This is a genomic window from Burkholderia sp. BCC1999, assembly GCF_905339975.1.
GTDB lineage: Bacteria > Pseudomonadota > Gammaproteobacteria > Burkholderiales > Burkholderiaceae > Burkholderia.
The window spans coordinates 88143-101007 of record NZ_CAJPHP010000001.1; the positions used below are offsets into that span (position 1 = coordinate 88143).

The window sequence follows — 12865 nt, forward strand, 5'->3', positions numbered from 1 at the left end:
TGAGCGCAGGTCGACGCGGTGCCGTGTGGCCCTGCCTGTCCCGGACATTGTGCGGGGGTGTGCACCGCGCGGGCAATGCGAACCGGGCGCGATCGCCATGCATTTTCCTTATCGCGCGACGGTGGCGTGCGGCGAGCGCGCGACTTCGGTCGCCACGATGCGGAGCGCGTCGATCAGCGCGCGCGCCGCCGGCGACGGCGGACTGCCGGTGCGCGTCATCAGGCCGATGTCGCGGGTCGTCTCGCGCATCGGCGGGACGTCGAGAACGGCCAGCAAGCCCGATTCGCACTCGTAATGCAGTTGCTGCGCGGACAGCACCGCGAGCATGTCGGTGTGGAGCAGCAGGCCGCGGATCACGGCGAGGTCGGCCGATTCGACCGTCGGCATCGGCGGCTTGAGCTTCATGCGGCGGAACAGCGTGTCGAACAGGCCGCGCGCGGGCGCATGGCTGCGCGGCAGGATCCATTGCGCGCCGGCGAGGCTCCTGATGCCGAGGTTGCGTACGCCGGCGAGCGGGTGATCGCGCCGCGCGAGCACGACGAGGTTCTCCGACATCAGGCGCTCGTTTTCGAGGTCGCTCATCGGGTCGCCGGCGCGCAGCGCGCCGAGGATGAAGTCGATGTCGCCCGCGCGCACGCCGGCGACGAGCGCTTCGTACGCACTTTCGTCGGTGATCACGCGCACCTTGGGGAAGCGCGTGACGACGCGGGCGACGGCCTCGGGCAGCATCAGCGTGCGGCCGAGCGGCAGCGCGCCGACGGTCACGACGCCCTGGATGCTGCCGTGCAGCGCGGCGACGTCGTCGGCGACATGTCGCAATTCGTTCAGCGCACGCCGCACGTGCAGCAGGAACGTCTCGCCGTCGTTCGTCAGCAGCAGGCCGCGCGGATGGCGATGGAACAGCGCGAACCCGGCGCCGCTCTCGAGAATCCGGATCGCGCTGCTGACGGCCGGCTGCGTGACGCCGAGCGTGCGGGCCGCGCTCGGCATGTGGCGGTGCCGTGCGAGCGTCGAGAACAGCTGCAGCCGCCGCGTGTTGAGCAGGTACGCGGGCAGCCCGCCGTCGGCCGATGCACGCCGGCGCGACTGGCGCAGCGCGCACCAGTTCGCCAGCTCGCCGAGTTCGGCGAACACGCGCTCGCCGCGCTTCAGTACCGCGCGCCCGACCGGCGTCGCGAGCATGCCGGACGGCTTCCGTTCGAACAGTGGCTCGCCGAGCGCCGTTTCGATTTCCTGCACGGCACGCGTGACGGCGGACTGCGCGCGAAACAGCGTTGCGGCCGCGCGGCTCACGCTGCCGGCTTCGGCGACGCGCTGCACTGCATACAGGCAGGCGAGGTTCGGGAGATCGGTCTGGTCCATGGGTCGGTCACGCGCGGACGAGCCGCAGTGGAGGCCGGCCGGCGCGCGGCGCGCTGGGGCGGCAGGTGTCGACCGACTTTACCGGAACGGTGGCGCGGCAGCTTGCGTCGTGCTTATCGACCTATCTGTTTTGTTTATCGGGATTGAATCGACAGGATCGGCGTTCGCACCGACGGAGCGCAACGTGGCCAGCCGTGGACGCCATATCCGGCGGGCTTTCCGGCTATCCGTCAGCGGAATGGCTTCGTTCGAGAATGCATGACGTTCATGCCGTTTCGATCATGTGCAAGGGTTTACCCCGACTATTTGCCCCTGCCACCGAATGCGTAATTTCGACTCCGGCAACCGCATCGGTGCAGTTGCAGGCGTGTCGGGCCGCCATCTGATTCATTGTTTGTCCGATCACCCCGGGGGTCCCGCCGTGCGCGACACCCATCTGACGAGCGAGGCAGGGCAATGGGACAGCAGCACACGTTGGGCGCCGGCAAACCGGCGGGCGGCAGGCAGGCCGACGCAGCGCCGGGACGTGTCGCGTGGGTCGACACGGTGCGGGCAGGCATGCGCGGCGGGCTGACCGGCGCGGTACTGATCTGGGTCTACGAGGCGCTCGTGTGGGTCGGCGCGCAGCATCTGATGCCGCTTGCCGGCATCCCGCGCAACGCGACGGGGCTCGTGTTCGGCAAGGCCGTGCAGGATGCGCTCGGCTTCGGGTCGTACTTCATCGGTACCGCGATTCATTTCGCGTTCGCGCTGTCGTGGGGCATCGTGTTCGCGGCGATCTGGCCGTGGTTCCGCCGGCGCGGCTACGAGGCGACGTTCGTCGCGCTGTTCTTCGCGATCGTCGCGTGGATCGTGATGCACGTGCTGATCATGATCGCATCTAGCAATCACCCGAACTACCTGGACCCGAACGTGATCATCGGCGGGTTCATGTCGCATTTCGTCTTTGCGGTTCCGCTCGCGCTGGTCGTCAAGCGCAGCCTCGCGCCGCAGCAATCGGCCCGCGTGTAGGCGGCGGGCAGGGCACGCATTCATTCTGTCGCGGACGGCCGGGCCGGACCGCATTCGAGCATCACGAAGGAGCACTGGCATGGCACGGATTATCGGGGGCATCGCGGCCTCCCACACGCCCACGATCGGGTTCGCGTTCGACAAGAACAAGCGCGACGATCCCGTGTGGGCACCGATCTTCGAGAACTTCGCGCCGCTGGCTGCGTGGCTCGCCGACAAGCGTCCGGACGTGCTGCTGTTCATCTACAACGACCACGTCACGTCGTTTTTCTTCGACCACTACTCGGCATTCGCCCTCGGTGTCGGGCCGCAGTGGCATCCGGCCGACGAAGGCGGCGGCGCGCGCGACCTGCCGCCGATCGCCGGCCATCCGGCGTTTGCCGCGCATGTCGGCCAGTCGCTGATGGCCGACGAGTTCGACATGTCGTTCTTCCAGAACAAGCCGCTCGACCATGGCTGCTTCTCGCCGCTGTCGGTGCTGTGCCCGCACCGGCCCGACTGGCCGGTGCGGCTCGTGCCGCTGCAGATGGGCGTGCTGCAGCTGCCGGTGCCGTCCGCGCGCCGCTTCTACCGGCTCGGGCAGGCGCTGCGGCGCGCGATCGAAAGCTACCCGGAGGATCTGCGCGTCGCGATTGTCGCGACCGGCGGGCTGTCGCACCAGGTGCACGGCGAGCGCTCGGGTTTCAACCACCCCGAATGGGACGAACGCTTTCTCGACCTGCTCGAACGCGATCCCGAACGTCTGGCCGGCATGCCGCTCGCCGAATACGCGACGCTCGGCGGTTACGAAGGCGCCGAGGTCGTGATGTGGCTCACGATGCGCGGCGCGTTGCCGGCAGGCGTCGTGTGTCGTCATCGCAGCTACTACCTGCCGTCGATGACGGGGATCGCGACGGCTGTCTACGAGCCGGCCGATACCGACGTCGATGCGGCGGCGGCCGAACGGCACCGGCATAGGATCGCGGCCGAACTGGCTGGCGTCGAGCAGTTGCCGGGCACCTACCCGTTCACGATTGCGAGGGCCGTCGACGCGTACCGGATCAACGACTATCTGCACCGGATGATCGAACCCGCGCATCGCGCACAGTTCATCGGCGATCCCGAAGCGAGCTTCGACGCGGCCGGCCTCAGCGCGCAGGAGCGCGACCTGATCCGCCGGCGCGACTGGCTGGGGTTGCTGCGCTACGGCGTGATTTTCTTCCTGCTGGAGAAGCTCGGTGCGGTGACGGGCGTATCGAACCTGCACATCTACGCGGCGATGCGCGGCGAATCGCTGGAAGAATTCCAGCGCACGCGAAACGCACCGGGCGCGCTGTATTCCGTCGCGGGCAAGAGTGCGGGGCCGCTCGGCTGGGATAGTGCGGAGAAGCCGGAAAGCACCTGACGGACAACGAAGGCGCGCGTGACGTCGCGCGCCTTCATCCCTGCCGATTCGGGCGGAGTACCAATCCATATAAATAGGATGACGAATCAAAATGAATGATCGTCACCAAGGAGACACATGATGGGAAGCGGAAAGACAATCGACATCAAGTCGTTCATCGACGACCGGCCGGTGACACGCTACCAGTGGCTGCTGGTCGTGCTGTGCTGCCTCGTCGTGATCGCCGACGGGATGGACGTCGCGATCATGGGGTTCGTCGCGCCGTCGATCATCCACGACTGGGCGATCTCGCGCCCCGAGTTCGGGCTCGTGATGAGCGCGGCGCCGATCGGGCTCGTGATCGGAGCGCTGGTGGCCGGCCCGAGCGCGGACCGGTTCGGGCGCAAGCGCGTGCTGATCGCGTCGGTGTTCCTGTTCGGCGTGTTCACGATCGTGACCGCGCACGCGCACTCGCCGTTCGAGATGGCGGTGCTGCGGTTGCTGACGGGAATCGGGCTCGGCGCGGCGATGCCGAACACGACGACGCTGCTGTCGGAATACGCGCCGAAACGGATGCGCGCGCGGATGATCACCGTGATGTTCACGGGCTTCAATCTCGGCTCCGCGCTGATCGGCTTCGTCGCCGGCTGGCTGATTCCGTTGCACGGCTGGCGCACGGTGCTGCTGTTCGGCGGCACGCTGCCGCTGCTGCTGATTCCGCTGCAACTGTGGCTGCTGCCCGAATCGGCCCGTTTGCTGGCCGTGCGCGGGGCGCCGTCGCAGCGGATCGCCGCCTTGCTGAACCGCGTGTGCGGCGGGCAGTTCAGCGGCGACGAGACGTTCGTGTCGAACGAGCCGCCGCTGCCGACGCGCAAGCCGATCGGCGTGCTGTTCTCGCAAGGCTACGGGTTCGTCACCGTGTCGCTGTGGATCACGTATTTCATGGGGCTGCTCGTGATCTACCTGTTGACGGGCTGGCTGCCGACGCTGATCAAGGACGCGGGCCTGTCCGTCAGCACGGCCGCGAACGTGACCGCGATGTTCCAGATCGGCGGCACGATCGGTGCGATCGGTGTCGGCTGGCTGATGGACAAGGTGCGGCCGGCACCGGTGATCGGTGCCGCGTACCTGGGCGGCGGGCTGTGCGTGGCCGTGCTCGCCTGGGCCGGCGCGCTGTCGTCGTCGCTCGCGCTGCTGGTGTTCGCGGCCGGCTTCTGCATGAGCGGCGCGCAGACGGGACTGAACGCGTATGCGCCGGGACGCTATCCGACCGTCGCGCGGGCGACCGGCGTGAGCTGGATGCTCGGGATGGGGCGCTTCGGCAGCATCTTCGGCTCGGCGATCGGCGGTGCGCTGCTCGGGCTCGGCTGGAAGTTCGACGCGATTCTGTCGATGCTCGCGGTGCCGGCCACGCTGGCCGCGATCGCGATCATGACGTCGCAGCGCGCACCCGCGCCCGAACCGCAGGAACTGGAAAACCCGGCGCACTGACCGCGCCGCGCCGAACCGGCGCGGAGCTCGGCACGCGCCGGATACGTCATTACACGCAGGAGCATGCATGATCATCGATATTCACGGCCACTACACCACCGCGCCGAAGGCGCTGGAAGCGTGGCGCAATCGCCAGGTCGCGGCGATCAACAGCCCGTCGGAGCGGCCGAAAGTGTCCGAGCTGCGCATCGGCGACGACGAGCTGCGCGAATCGATCGAGTCGAACCAGCTCCGGCTGATGCGCGAGCGCGGCCTCGACCTGACGATCTTCAGCCCGCGCGCGAGCTTCATGGCGCATCACATCGGCGATTTCGCGGTATCGAGCACGTGGGCGGCCGTCTGCAACGAACTGTGCCATCGCGTGCACCGGCTGTTTCCCGATCGTTTCGTGCCGGCCGCGATGCTGCCGCAGAGCCCGGGCGTCGACGTCGCGACCTGCATTCCGGAGCTCGTGCGGTGTGTCGAGGAATACGGCAACGTCGCGATCAACCTGAATCCCGATCCGTCCGGCGGCCACTGGACGAGCCCGCCGCTGTCGGACCGCTACTGGTATCCGGTCTACGAGAAGATGGTCGAGTACGACCTTCCCGCGATGATCCATGTGAGTACGAGCTGCAACGCGTGCTTCCATACGACGGGCGCCCACTACCTGAATGCCGATACGACGGCGTTCATGCAGTGCCTGACCTCCGATCTGTTCCGCGATTTCCCGACGCTGCGCTTCGTGATTCCGCACGGCGGCGGCGCGGTGCCGTATCACTGGGGGCGTTTTCGCGGGCTCGCGCAGGAGCTGAAAAAGCCGCTGCTGAAAGACCATCTGCTGAACAACGTGTTTTTCGACACCTGTGTGTATCACCAGCCCGGCATCGACCTGCTGACCGGTGTGATTCCGGTCGACAACATCCTGTTCGCGAGCGAGATGATCGGCGCGGTGCGCGGGATCGATCCGGAGACCGGCCACTACTACGACGACACGAAGCGCTATATCGAAGCGTCCGCGCTCGATGCGAGCGCGCGGCACAAGATCTACGAAGGCAATGCGCGACGCGTATATCCGCGCCTGGATGCGCAACTGAAAGCGAAGGGGCTGTGATGATGAATGAACTTGGCGTGGTGTACCGCACGATCCGCCGCGCGGATCAGGACGTCGCGGCGCGGCTCGGCGCGCTCGGCTCGGCGACCGTTCACGAGGCGATGGGCCGCACGGGGCTGATGAAGCCGTACATGCGGCCGATCTATCCGCGCGCGCTGGCGTCCGGCACGGCCGTCACGGTGCTGCTGCATCCGGGCGACAACTGGATGATGCACGTGGCGGCCGAGCAGATCCGGCCGGGCGACGTGGTGGTGGCCGCGATCACCGCGGACTGCACGGACGGCTATTTCGGCGACCTGCTCGCGACGAGCTTCAAGGCGCGCGGCGCCCAGGCGCTGATCATCGATGCGGGCGTGCGCGACGTCGCGGTGCTCGACGCGATGCGGTTCCCGGTCTGGAGCAAGGCGATTTCCGCGAAAGGCACGATCAAGGCGACGCTCGGCTCGGTGAACGTGCCGGTCGTCTGCGCGGGTGCGCTGGTCGAGCCCGGCGATGTGATCGTCGCGGACGACGACGGCGTGGTCGCGGTGCCGGCCGCGCGCGCGGCCGACGTGCTCGACAAGGCGATTGCACGCGAGACGAACGAAGCCGCGAAGCGCGCGAAACTCGCATCGGGCGTGCTGGGCCTCGACATGTACGACATGCGCGAGCCGCTGCGCCAGGCCGGCCTGCGCTACATCGACTGATGCGGGTGACGAAGATGGAACAGACCGCATGGGCCGAGGTCGCCGTTTCGGGCCTGTCGTCGATGGCCTCGCGTGAGGTGCTGGCGAGACTGGCTGCCGCGTACGAGGCAGAAACCGGGTGCCGCGTGTCGGTCGCCTCCGTCGGCGGCGTCGACGCGGCCCGGCGCGTGCAGGCCGGCGAGCCGTTCGACTTCGTCGTGCTCGCGTCGGATGCGCTCGCGATGCTCGCGGCCGACGGCCATGTCGATGCGCGCAGCCGTGTGGAGGTCGCCCGTTCACGCATCGCCGTCGCGGTGAAGGCGGGTGCGGTGCGACCGGAGATCGGCACGGAGGCGGATATTCGCGACACGATCCTGCGGGCCGGGTGGATCGGTTATTCGACGGGACCGAGCGGCACGCACCTGAATCGTCTGTTCGCGCGCTGGGGCATCGCGGCGGCGATTGCGCCGCGTATCGTCCAGGCGCCGCCGGGCGTGCCGGTCGGCGCGTTGATCGCCTCCGGCGAGGTCGACCTCGGTTTCCAGCAGTTGAGCGAGCTGCTGCATGTACAGGGTATCGATGTCGTCGGCGTGCTGCCGGAGGCGGTCCAGGCCGTTACCGTATTCGCCGCGGCGGTGTGCCGTACGGCGCACGATCGCGCGGCTACCGAGGCGTTCCTCGCATATCTGGCTTCGCCGCGGGCCGATCGCATCAAGCGTGAATGCGGGATGGAGCCGGCGTAGTGCCGGCGGGCGACATAACCGCCACGCGTACCGGAATCGATAAACGAATCAGATGGGATTCGGCTGTCTTTGCAAAGCGTGCAGGTAATGAGATTAGTTATGCTGAGTAATAGTTAAAAGGCGATTCGAGCCGTTTCGCCCGATGTATCGCAAGACTCTCGCAACGGTGCCACATCGTCCGTTCACGGCGGTCGGCATCCCCATCAGAACGACAGGAGACAGAAATGCAGACGAACTGCAGGGCAGGATGGATGTGGCGCGCGTGGCATCGCGCGGCGGGCGTGCGGCGCGATGCGCTGGTCCGGATGCTGGCGATCGGCATGATATGGGTGTGCGCGGCAATGGCCGGCTGGCCGGGCGCCGCGCGTGCCGCGACTGCAGCGGGCGGTCTCGCGAGTCTGCCGGCCGTGATGCCCGTGATGTCGTGCCCGTCCGTCGCGGCGCTCGACCTGAGCGGCGTAACCGACGGCACGGTCACGATCACGTCGGCCGTGCTGCTGCCCGCCGGCACGGTCGTCGGCAACAACACGCTGCCGGCGCCCGTGTGCGACGTGAAAGGCACGATCGGCCCGGGCGCGTCGCTGTTCGAACTGCAACTGCCGACGCAGGGCTGGACGCAACGCTATCTGCAGACCGGGTGCGGCGGATTGTGCGGCAACCTGTCGGTCAATGCACCGATGGCGTCGACCTGCGTACCGGTGACCAATGGGACGATCGCGATGGCCGCGACCGACATGGGCCACGAAGGCGGCAACGACGGCGCATGGGCGCTCGACCCGAAGGCGAAACTCGACTTCGCGTATCGCGCCGAGCACGCGACCGCGCAGGTGGCGAAGGCGATCATCGGCAAGTTCTATGCAAGGCCCGCGCGCTACGCCTACTTCGACGGCTGCTCGGACGGCGGTCGTGAAGCGCTGATGGAGGCGCAGCGTTTCCCCGACGATTTCGACGGCATTGCGGCCGGTGCGCCCGCGAACGACCTGATCGTGCAGAACACGTTCCATCACGCATGGCCGGCCGCGGTCAATACGGACCCGAAGACGGGCAACGCGATCCTGCTCGCGGGCAAGCTGCCGATGCTGCATGCGGCGGTGCTGAAGGCGTGCGACGGGCTCGACGGCGTGGTGGACGGCGTGATCGACAACCCGCGCGCTTGCCGGTTCGATCCCGCGACGCTGGTGTGCGCGGCCGGCCAGTCGACCGCGACGTGTCTGACGCCGCAGGAAGCCGACGTCGTGCGCAGGATTCACGACGGCGCGACCGCCGCGAACGGCGTGCGGCTCGAACCGCTCGTGTCGCGCGAGTGGGGTTCGGAGCTGAACTGGAGCCTGTTCGTCCCGGCCACCGCGACGGCGCCGAGCGGCACGATCAGCTTCGTGCTGCCGTTCCTGCGCTATCTCGACTACTACAACGCGTCGTATCCGTCCGCAACGATCGGCGACCTGAAGTTTACGCTCGACGCGTTCATGAAGACGGTGCCGGTGTCGAACTACCTGGCCGCGACCGACCCGGACCTCGGCCGCTTCGCGGGCCGTGGCGGCAAGCTGCTGTTGTGGCACGGCCTGGAGGATCAGCATATCTCACCGCGTTCCAGCATCGCGTACTACGAAGCAATGAAGAAGACCATGGGCGATTCGCAGGTCGACCGCTTCGCGCGCTTCTACCTGTTCCCGGGCGTCGCGCACTGCGGCGGCGGGCAAGGGCCGGACGTGTTCGACGTGCTCACGCCGCTGATGGCCTGGACCGAGACGGGTGCGGCGCCGGGCAGGATCGTCGCGTCGATCGTCGACGCGAACGGCAACACGACGCGTACGCGCCCGGTGTTTCCGTACCCGGCCACCGCGCGCTATACGGGCAGCGGCAGTACCGACGATGCCGCGAATTTCGTGGCCGATACGCCGAGGGCCGATCCGTATGTCGACCTGCACTGGGCCGGGGAATGGCTGTATTCGCCGGGCTACGAGGCGCAGTGCCAGGCCAAGGGCTCGCAACTCGTCTGCACGGGCGGCAACGGCTGGCGCGCGTATCGCCCCTGAGCGAGCGGCAGGCGACGATCACAACAATTCACTTACTCAAACAGGCAAGGAAGGAGACAGTTCGATGAAGAAGCAGGCAATGCGGGCGGCACTGGCGTCCGGCGTCGCGATGACGGTCGTCGCGCCGGCGTTCGCGCAAAGCAGCGTCACGTTGTACGGGATCGTTGACAACGGCATCGGTTACCAGAGCAACGCGACGACGGTCGGGTCGACGAGCGGCGGGAAGTCGGTCGTCAGGATGAACCAGGGCGTGTGGGCCGGCAGTCGTTTCGGGCTGAAGGGTAGCGAGGATCTCGGCGGGGGCACGAAAGCGATCTTCACGCTCGAATCGGGCTTCAATTCGGCCACGGGCGCCGCGCAGTACACCGACGCGATGTTCGGGCGCCAGGCGTGGGTCGGGTTGACGAACGCGACGTACGGCACGCTGACCGCGGGCCGGCAATATGCGTCGTACTACCAGACGATGTCGACGTTCAGCCCGACCACGTGGATCACCGGTTACTACGGCGCACACCCGGGCGACGTCGACGGGCTCGACACGATCTACCGCGCGAACAACACGATCGAGTACACGTCGCCGAAATGGTATGGCGTGACGCTGAGCGGGTCCTACTCGCTCGGCGGCGTGGCCGGCAGCACGAACGCCGGTTCGACGTGGGCGACCGGCATCCAGTATGCGGCCGGCCCGCTCGGCGTCGGTGTCGCGTTCGAGCGCGTGAACAACGCGAACACGGCTGGCGGCACGTGGGGCGCGAATTCGACGACATCGAACGGCGGTGCGCAGATCGGCGTCTCGGCGGTCACGAACGGCTACCAGACCGCGAAGGCGCAGCAACGGTTCGCGGTCGGGCTCGCTTACCGGTTCAGCGATGCGTGGGACGCGACGGCCACGTACACCAACACCGAGTACATCCCCGGTGCGGCGTCGAAGTTCTTCAATACGGCGATCTTCAACACGGCCGGCGCGGTACTGCACTGGAAGCCGTCGGCGGTCTGGGATTTCGGCGCGGGCTATGCGTACACGCGTGCGACGGAGTCGAACGGTATCACCGACAGCGCGCAGTATCACCAGTTCAACCTGTCGCAGTACTACTCGCTGTCGAAGCGCACGGGGCTGTACCTGCTCGAAGCGTACCAGCATGCGAAGGGCAAGACGCTCGGCACGAGCGGTGCCGGCAGCATCGTCGACGCGACCGCGACGCTGGGCGACGGGTTCAATACGGCGCCGTCGTCGACCGGCAACCAGTTCGCGTTCGGCGCGGGGATCATTCACCGGTTCTGATGCGCGCGTGCCTGCGGCGCGAGCCGCCGCAGGCACGGTTCGGTCACACGCCGTTCAACGCCCCGTTTTCAGCTGCGCCCACAGCCGGTTCTGCAGCCGGCGGATCTCGGGCGGCATCGGCTTGAGCAGCGTCATTTTGCTCAACACCTCGTCGGCCGGATACACGGACGGGTCGCGTGCGATGGCAGGTTTCACGTATTGGCGCGCGGCCTTGTTCGCGGTCGGGTAGAACACCGCGTTGGTGATGCCCGCGTTGACCTTCGGGTCCTGCAGGTAGTTGATCCACTTCAGTGCGGCATCGCGGTTCGGCGCGTCCTTCGGGATCACCATCATGTCGAACCACAGCAGGCCGCCTTCCTTCGGATTCGCGAAGCGGATCTCGTACGGCCGTTTCGCCTCGGCTGCGCGGCGGTGCGCGATGCCGACGTCGCCCGAATAGCCGAACGACACGCACAGGTCGTTGTTCGCGAGATCGTTGATATAGCCCGACGAATTGAATTGCGTGATGTACGGGCGCACCTTCTTCAGCACCTCGTACGCGGCGCGGTAGTCGGCCGGGTTCGTGCTGTTCGGATCCTTGCCCATGTATTGCAGCGTCGCGGCGAACACGTCGACGGCCTGGTCGAGGAACGACACGCCGCAACTCTTCAACTTCGCCATGTTGGCCGGATCGAACACGAGCGCCCAGCTGTCGACCGGCGCCTTGTCGCCGAGCGCCTTCTTCACGGCCTGCACGTTGTAGCCGATGCCGTCGGTGCCGTAGGCCCACGGTACACCGTACTGGTTGCCCGGATCGGCGTCGGCGACCATCTTCATCAGCAGCGGATCGAGGTTCGACAGGTTCGGCAGCTTCGACTTGTCGAGCGTCTGGTAGACGTTCGCCTGGATCTGCTTGGCCATGTAGTTCGACGTCGGCACGACGATGTCGTAGCCGGAATTCCCCGACAGCAGCTTGGCCTGCAGCGTGTCGTCGCTGTCGTAGTTGTCGTAGCGGACGTGCAGGCCCGTCTGCTTCTGGAAGTTCGGGATCGTGTCCGGCGCGATGTAGTCGGACCAGTTGTAGATGTTCAGTTCGCCGGCTGCACGGGCGGTCGTGACGGTGACGGCGGCCAGCGACAGGATGGCGGCGGTTGAAATGGCGCGGCGAAGCGTGCGGATTCGCATGACGTAGTTTTCCCTGGCGGTGCACGTGTCGAGCCGCGATGAGCGGATCGTCACGCGACGGTTCATCGGATGGAACAGGCGTGCATGACCGGTGCCGACAGCACGCACAGGCGATGCAGAAAATAAGGAGTCCGTTTGAAGCTGCGCGTGGATGGCAGGCGGTTGCAGCGCGAGCCGATCCCTTCACCGGTCAGGCGATACGACGCGCAGGACGAACGGACACGGGGAAAGAGAGTGGAGCGCTAAGGCAGCAGCGACGCCACGTCGTCGGTACGGATCGCGACGGGCGCGCGGGCGGCGACGGCGTTGTGACGGCGAACGGAACGGCGCGACAGGATGGTGTAGATCGACAGAGGCAGGCGAGGGCTTCGCCAGCCGTCACTGTCGTCGGGGGACGCGATCGCGGCGCGCAAATTACGCGTATCGCCTCGTCTCCACCGCACCAGCGGGCCACGGATTCTCACGATTACTCTCGACCGGGTTGTTGAAAGTATTGAACACCTGACGATTCGCCAACGGCTTCCGTTCCGGGGCGCGATCATCGCCTTTGCCGCCTGGCGGCATCGACTGCCTCACTCGGACTGAAAGCATGACATTCGGCGAAATCGTCGAAACATGACGCTCCCGTGAATCATCAGGTAAATCGCTGTAAGGA

Annotated in this window: 11 protein-coding genes; 8 read left to right on the forward strand and 3 right to left on the reverse strand. The window is 66.9% G+C overall.

Going from position 1 to position 12865, the window contains the following annotated elements:
* Positions 1–108 precede the first annotated feature (108 nt).
* Positions 109–1362, reverse strand: coding sequence for a LysR family transcriptional regulator (locus tag U5809_RS00410; RefSeq protein WP_322085007.1), 1254 nt, complete (start codon positions 1360–1362; stop codon positions 109–111).
* 456 nt (positions 1363–1818) lie between these two features.
* On the opposite strand from U5809_RS00410, the gene U5809_RS00415 reads away from it, so the two are divergent.
* The 8 genes from U5809_RS00415 to U5809_RS00450 all read left to right on the forward strand — a co-directional run bounded on the left by U5809_RS00415 (position 1819) and on the right by U5809_RS00450 (position 11046).
* A complete protein-coding gene (locus U5809_RS00415; protein WP_322085008.1) occupies positions 1819–2373 on the forward strand; it encodes a hypothetical protein in 555 nt (184 codons plus the stop codon).
* 79 nt (positions 2374–2452) lie between these two features.
* Positions 2453–3757 (forward strand): gallate dioxygenase, encoded by a 1305-nt coding sequence (locus U5809_RS00420; RefSeq protein ID WP_322085009.1) that lies wholly within the window; start codon positions 2453–2455, stop codon positions 3755–3757.
* A 120-nt stretch (positions 3758–3877) separates the two neighbouring features.
* Positions 3878–5227 carry an aromatic acid/H+ symport family MFS transporter gene (locus tag U5809_RS00425; RefSeq protein ID WP_322085423.1) on the forward strand — a complete coding sequence of 450 codons (1350 nt, stop codon included), beginning with the start codon at positions 3878–3880 and terminating at the stop codon, positions 5225–5227.
* Positions 5228–5294: 67 nt separating this feature from the next.
* Positions 5295–6320, forward strand: coding sequence for an amidohydrolase family protein (locus U5809_RS00430; protein ID WP_322085010.1), 1026 nt, complete (start codon positions 5295–5297; stop codon positions 6318–6320).
* 2 nt (positions 6321–6322) lie between these two features.
* Positions 6323–7006 (forward strand): 4-carboxy-4-hydroxy-2-oxoadipate aldolase/oxaloacetate decarboxylase, encoded by a 684-nt coding sequence (gene ligK / locus U5809_RS00435; protein WP_322085424.1) that lies wholly within the window; start codon positions 6323–6325, stop codon positions 7004–7006.
* A gap of 14 nt (positions 7007–7020) precedes the next feature.
* Positions 7021–7728: a substrate-binding domain-containing protein gene (locus U5809_RS00440; protein WP_322085011.1), complete on the forward strand. Its 708-nt coding sequence runs from the start codon at positions 7021–7023 to the stop codon at positions 7726–7728.
* A 224-nt stretch (positions 7729–7952) separates the two neighbouring features.
* Positions 7953–9764: a tannase/feruloyl esterase family alpha/beta hydrolase gene (locus U5809_RS00445; RefSeq protein ID WP_322085012.1), complete on the forward strand. Its 1812-nt coding sequence runs from the start codon at positions 7953–7955 to the stop codon at positions 9762–9764.
* Between the two features lie 64 nt (positions 9765–9828).
* Positions 9829–11046: a porin gene (locus U5809_RS00450; RefSeq protein WP_282512201.1), complete on the forward strand. Its 1218-nt coding sequence runs from the start codon at positions 9829–9831 to the stop codon at positions 11044–11046.
* A 54-nt stretch (positions 11047–11100) separates the two neighbouring features.
* On the opposite strand, the gene U5809_RS00455 is transcribed toward U5809_RS00450, so the two are convergent.
* Both U5809_RS00455 and U5809_RS00460 read right to left on the reverse strand, forming a co-directional pair.
* Positions 11101–12210, reverse strand: a complete 1110-nt coding sequence (locus tag U5809_RS00455; RefSeq protein ID WP_322085013.1) for a polyamine ABC transporter substrate-binding protein — start codon at positions 12208–12210, stop codon at positions 11101–11103.
* A 242-nt stretch (positions 12211–12452) separates the two neighbouring features.
* Positions 12453–12674, reverse strand: coding sequence for a hypothetical protein (locus U5809_RS00460; RefSeq protein ID WP_322085014.1), 222 nt, complete (start codon positions 12672–12674; stop codon positions 12453–12455).
* Between the last annotated feature and the right edge of the window lie 191 nt (positions 12675–12865).

What these genes read in the sequence shown, in the direction of transcription:
- U5809_RS00410 (WP_322085007.1), bottom strand. Translation starts at nt 1,362, where the DNA reads ATGGACCAGACCGATCTCCCGAACCTCGCCTGCCTGTATGCAGTGCAG.
- U5809_RS00415 (WP_322085008.1), top strand. Translation starts at nt 1,819, where the DNA reads ATGGGACAGCAGCACACGTTGGGCGCCGGCAAACCGGCGGGCGGCAGG.
- U5809_RS00420 (WP_322085009.1), top strand. Translation starts at nt 2,453, where the DNA reads ATGGCACGGATTATCGGGGGCATCGCGGCCTCCCACACGCCCACGATC.
- U5809_RS00425 (WP_322085423.1), top strand. Translation starts at nt 3,878, where the DNA reads ATGGGAAGCGGAAAGACAATCGACATCAAGTCGTTCATCGACGACCGG.
- U5809_RS00430 (WP_322085010.1), top strand. Translation starts at nt 5,295, where the DNA reads ATGATCATCGATATTCACGGCCACTACACCACCGCGCCGAAGGCGCTG.
- ligK (WP_322085424.1), top strand. Translation starts at nt 6,323, where the DNA reads ATGAATGAACTTGGCGTGGTGTACCGCACGATCCGCCGCGCGGATCAG.
- U5809_RS00440 (WP_322085011.1), top strand. Translation starts at nt 7,021, where the DNA reads ATGGAACAGACCGCATGGGCCGAGGTCGCCGTTTCGGGCCTGTCGTCG.
- U5809_RS00445 (WP_322085012.1), top strand. Translation starts at nt 7,953, where the DNA reads ATGCAGACGAACTGCAGGGCAGGATGGATGTGGCGCGCGTGGCATCGC.
- U5809_RS00450 (WP_282512201.1), top strand. Translation starts at nt 9,829, where the DNA reads ATGAAGAAGCAGGCAATGCGGGCGGCACTGGCGTCCGGCGTCGCGATG.
- U5809_RS00455 (WP_322085013.1), bottom strand. Translation starts at nt 12,210, where the DNA reads ATGCGAATCCGCACGCTTCGCCGCGCCATTTCAACCGCCGCCATCCTG.